We start from the raw sequence: 1,002 nt of genomic DNA, 5'->3' as shown, positions 1-1,002 counted from the left end.
CGAGGAATCGCGTCACGCGGTAGAGTAATATTTAGCGAAATCTCTGATAAAAATAAGAAAATGTTATGTATGAACGATACATATTGCCTCACCTAATTAATTGCGCCTGCGGTTCGCCTCAGATCATGAAGCTCCGAAGCCAAATCGTGCCGAAGTGTTCTGGACGCGTCTTGGAAGTTGGTGCAGGTTCCGCCATTAATCTACAATTTTATGACCCAAAAATTGTTGAGTTTGTTTGGGGGCTAGAACCTTCAATAGGAATGCGTAATAAGGCTAAGAGTAACGTAGTCCAGAGCGGAATTGACTGGCGATGGCTAGACTTGCCTGGCGAGCAAATTCCTTTGGATGATGAAAGTGTTGATACAGTTCTTCTTACTTTTACCTTGTGCACCATTGTGGATACGAGGACAGCACTTGCACAGATGCGGCGCGTATTGAAACCAAATGGCAAGCTGCTTTTCTGTGAGCACGGTCTTTCTGCAGATCTAAACGTTCAAAAGTGGCAAAACAGAATTAATCCCCTTTGGTCTAGGTTAGCCGGCGGCTGTCAGCTTAATCGCTCTATTGATCTTCTGATTAGTGATGCGGGTTTTCAAATAAGTGAGCTTTCTAAAATAAACGTTCCTAAAACGCCGTCTTTCGCGGGTTTCGTCTATATGGGTGAAGCTTCTGTTTCATAACTGAAGTCGGCACGAAATTTGTTTGTTTTTTGAGCTGTCCACATTTGTTGCCGCTGTAAAGTTTTTGTAAAGATTATTGTGCAATGTGGCCACATGTAGCCGTATTGAATGTTCGTCACATCAATCGGAGTTTAGATCGTTGAGAATACGAGGCAGCTAGGGAGTAGTCAGCGTATAACAATAATTTGAGCGGGAAGAGCTCTATAAATATAAGGGAGTAAGCGATGCTAGATAAAAGCTTGGTATCGGGTAAGGCATTTCGTGACGACAAGAATTTTCCACATGGATTTTAGTCGCAGTGGGAATTTTTCTCGTAATGAGT

1 protein-coding gene is annotated in these 1,002 nt (G+C 42.8%); it reads left to right on the top strand.

Annotation, left to right across the window (positions count from 1 at the left end):
• Positions 1 to 125 precede the first annotated feature (125 nt).
• A complete protein-coding gene (locus tag A3738_RS25025; protein WP_231876550.1) occupies positions 126 to 680 on the top strand; it encodes a class I SAM-dependent methyltransferase in 555 nt (184 codons plus the stop codon).
• Positions 681 to 1,002: the final 322 nt, after the last annotated feature.

Source organism: Oleiphilus sp. HI0066 (assembly GCF_001635725.1).
Note: the sequence above shows the minus strand (reverse complement) of the source record. Positions and strands in the feature narration are given on the sequence as shown.

Coding starts and splice junctions, on each gene's coding strand:
- A3738_RS25025 (WP_231876550.1), top strand. CDS start 126: ATGAAGCTCCGAAGCCAAATCGTGCCGAAGTGTTCTGGACGCGTCTTG.